4 protein-coding genes are annotated in these 3,117 nt (G+C 57.2%); 3 read left to right on the plus strand and 1 reads right to left on the minus strand.

The genetic code is table 11. The annotated features are described in order from the left end of the window. Window positions 1–605: NYN domain-containing protein (locus GX108_00075; protein ID NLO55443.1), on the minus strand; the 605-nt coding region annotated here is incomplete at its 3' end. 278 nt (window positions 606–883) lie between these two features. On the opposite strand from GX108_00075, the gene GX108_00080 reads away from it, so the two are divergent. The 3 genes from GX108_00080 (at window position 884) to GX108_00090 (ending at window position 2,965) form a co-directional block, all read left to right on the plus strand. Continuing rightward, a complete protein-coding gene (locus GX108_00080; protein ID NLO55444.1) occupies window positions 884–2,167 on the plus strand; it encodes an ArsB/NhaD family transporter in 1,284 nt (427 codons plus the stop codon). Window positions 2,168–2,240: 73 nt separating this feature from the next. Continuing rightward, window positions 2,241–2,696, plus strand: coding sequence for a CBS domain-containing protein (locus GX108_00085; GenBank protein ID NLO55445.1), 456 nt, complete (start codon window positions 2,241–2,243; stop codon window positions 2,694–2,696). Beyond that, a complete protein-coding gene (locus tag GX108_00090) occupies window positions 2,696–2,965 on the plus strand; it encodes a MoaD/ThiS family protein (protein ID NLO55446.1) in 270 nt (89 codons plus the stop codon). The genes GX108_00085 and GX108_00090 overlap by 1 nt, the downstream gene beginning before the upstream one ends. The last annotated feature ends 152 nt before the right edge of the window (window positions 2,966–3,117 follow it).

A 3,117-nucleotide genomic window follows, 5' to 3' on the forward strand; every position in this document is an offset into this window, starting at 1 on the left:
AGGGCGGCCCACCCGTCCTCGTCGGCGACGGCGTCGACGCTGTTGCGGAGAAGGTTAGTCAATTTCGTGTCGCCCCTGAGCAGTTTCGGGGTCTGTTTCTTTTTTGTCGCCTGTTCCTCTTCCCCGGTGGGATGCTCCGACTCGTCCTCTTCCGCCTGCTTTTCCAGGATCTCGGTGTAGATGAACTTGTCGCAGGCGCTGACGAAGGCGTTGGGGGTGCCCTTCTTCCCGAACCCGTAAACGGTGATCCCGCCTTCCCTGATGCGGGTCGCCAAGCGGGTGAAGTCGCTGTCGCTGGAGACCAGGCAGAAGCCGTTAAAACGGTTTGAGTAGAGCAGGTCCATGGCGTCGATGATCATGGCGCTGTCGGTGGCGTTCTTGCCTACGGTGTAGTGGAACTGCTGGATGGGGTGGATGGCGTAGGTCAGCAGGACTTCCTTCCATCCCTTCAGGTAAGGCGAGGTCCAGTCCCCGTATATCCTCTTCACGCTGGCCATGCCGTATTTGGCTATCTCGGCGAAAAGGTACTCGATCACCGAGGGGGACGTGTTGTCCGCGTCGATGAGCACTGCCAGGTTTCGTTGCCTTTCGGATTCCACGACCATATCTCCGCCTCCCGGGTTCGTCTTGGCCTGTCAATATGATTATAAGCCATAGGCGCCTGGCTTCGCTCATGCCTCGTCCGGGGTCTTGAAACCCTTCAGACTTGGGAGTATAAATATCGCTTGTGCCGACAGGCCAATCACGGGGTCTGTCCTTCATCGCTTTCCAGGGCGGTTCCAGGCGGACTTGACGCAATTTATCGTTTTACTACAATGATGGTTCTCCATTCCCCTTCCTCGGAAGGGGAATGAGCAAAGATACCGGAGGAAGGATCCTGGGTATGTCAATTCAAGCAATAGCCGCATCGGTGGTCTTCATTCTAACGATAATAGTCATAGCGACGGGCAAGATGCGTCGGAGCGTCGGCGCGCTCCTGGGGGCGAGCCTGCTCATGGGTTTCAACATCATACCCGCCCAAAAGGCGGTCTCCTACATAGACTTCAACACCATAGGGCTTCTCATCGGGATGATGATCATCGTGGGAGTCATCTCCGGGACGGGGTTTTTTCAGTACATCGCGGTTCTTACCGTCAAGGCCACCGGCGGCAGGATTCATCTTACCTACATAGCGGTGCTGGCGGTGACGGCGCTCCTATCGGCCTTCCTCGACAACGTCACCACGGTTCTGCTCATCAGCCCCGTGGTGATATCCCTCGTGGACCTGATGGATGTCAATCCCTTCCCGTTCCTCATCGGAGAGGCCTTCGCCTCGAATATAGGCGGAACGGCCACCCTGGTCGGCGATCCCCCGAACATGATCATCGGTTCCTTCGCTCACTTTTCCTTCATGGATTTCGTCGTCAACCTGGCCCCCGCCGTTATCCTGGTGATGGCTGTCGTGACGGCCTGGCTAATATACCATTTCCGCAAGGACCTGGAAGGCGGGGAAAATGCCAAAGAACGTATTGCCCAGGTCGACGAGTCAAAGCTGATAAAGGACAAGGGGCTCACGATCAGGGCTACGACGGCGATGACCCTCGTCGTGGCGGGTTTTATGATCCACCATGTGCTGAACCTGCCCGCTTCCGTCATAGCCCTTTTGGGGGCGACGGTCCTTCTCGCCGTCGTTCCCGTCGATGGAGACGAGGTGATCCACAGGGATATCGAGTGGCCCACGATAATCTTTTTCGTTTCGCTCTTCATCATCGTCGGTGCCCTCAACGAGACGGGAGTCATAACCGGCGCGTCAAAGCTCTTCATTTCCTTTTTCAAAGGCCGGCCGCTGGCCGCCACGATCGCCATGCTATGGTTCTCCGGCCTCGTCTGCGCTTTCGTCAACAACGTGGCCTTCACGGCCACCTTCGTTTACGTGGCGCGGGACCTTGCCGTGTCCACCGGTATGACCGCGGCGCCCCTGTTCTGGGCCCTGTCCCTTGGGGCCTGCCTGGGCGGCAACGGGACCTTCCTGGGGGCCGCCGCGAACGTGGTTGTGGCCGATATAGCGGAAAAAAGCGGCAACCGGATCAATTTCAGGAACTTCATGAAGACAGGGCTCAAGGTGGTCGTCCTTTCCCTGGTCACCGCCAGCCTCTACATCGTGATCCGGTGGGGAGGTCTCTTATGATGCTCTGCACCGCTGTTTACCTCCCTGTCCGGATGGGTGATACTTGTGGGTACCTTGGAAAGGGGGCGCCCCAATGCTCGTAGGTGACCTGATGGACAGGGACCTCACCGCCGTTTCGCCCGAAACGACTATCGCGGAAGCCGTGGAGATCATGGCCGGGCAAAGAGTCACGGGAATTCCCGTGGTCGGTGAAGACGGAAAGGTGGTGGGCTTCCTGAGCGAAAAGGATATCGTAAGGGCGGCTCTACCCGGTTATTACGATCTTTTGAAGGATTCTTCCTTTTTGCCCGATTACGGCCAGTTCCAGAAGAGGTTGAGAGAGATAAGCCTCGAAAGGGTCGACAAGCATATGCAGATCCGGGTGATCGTTCTCGAGGAGCAGGATACGGACCTGAACGCGGCGATGGTCCTGATAACGAAAAACCTGAAAAGGGCGCCCGTCGTGAACGACGGCGTCTTCTCGGGGGTTCTGAGCAGGTCGGACCTCCTGGGTTACATCCTTCACTCCAAAAGGGAACCTTCCGACTGATGCAGGGAAAGGGCGTACTGGTCAAGTTCTTTGGTCCCTGGGAACGGGCCGCCGGAACGGAGGAGCTGTATTTGCCGCTCGATGGTCCGATAACCGTATCTCGCCTCGTCGAAGGGTTGGCCTCCGTCTACGGCGAGAAATTTCCCTCCCGAGGGGATGGTTTGATCTGCCTCTACGACGCCGAGGCGGGACCCAAGGCCCTCGATGGGGACGACGAGGTGGCGCCGGGTTCCACCGTCCTGTTCCTGGGGGTTATCGAGAGCGGTTAAAACCAGGTTGGTTGAAAGGGAGTTCGCCTTTTGGCCCCGGAGGCGCAGGAATTTCATTCTCTTGAAATGTTCGTTGAGTGAGGCTATTGTTGACAGGGGAAAATAAAGTTATACTTATCGTAACAGTTTCCTAACACGCTGAAGAGGGGATC

Source organism: Thermovirga sp., assembly GCA_012523215.1.
In the GTDB taxonomy this organism is placed as follows: domain Bacteria; phylum Synergistota; class Synergistia; order Synergistales; family Thermovirgaceae; genus 58-81.

Coding starts and splice junctions, on each gene's coding strand:
- GX108_00080 (NLO55444.1), top strand. CDS start 884: ATGTCAATTCAAGCAATAGCCGCATCGGTGGTCTTCATTCTAACGATA.
- GX108_00085 (NLO55445.1), top strand. CDS start 2,241: ATGCTCGTAGGTGACCTGATGGACAGGGACCTCACCGCCGTTTCGCCC.
- GX108_00090 (NLO55446.1), top strand. CDS start 2,696: ATGCAGGGAAAGGGCGTACTGGTCAAGTTCTTTGGTCCCTGGGAACGG.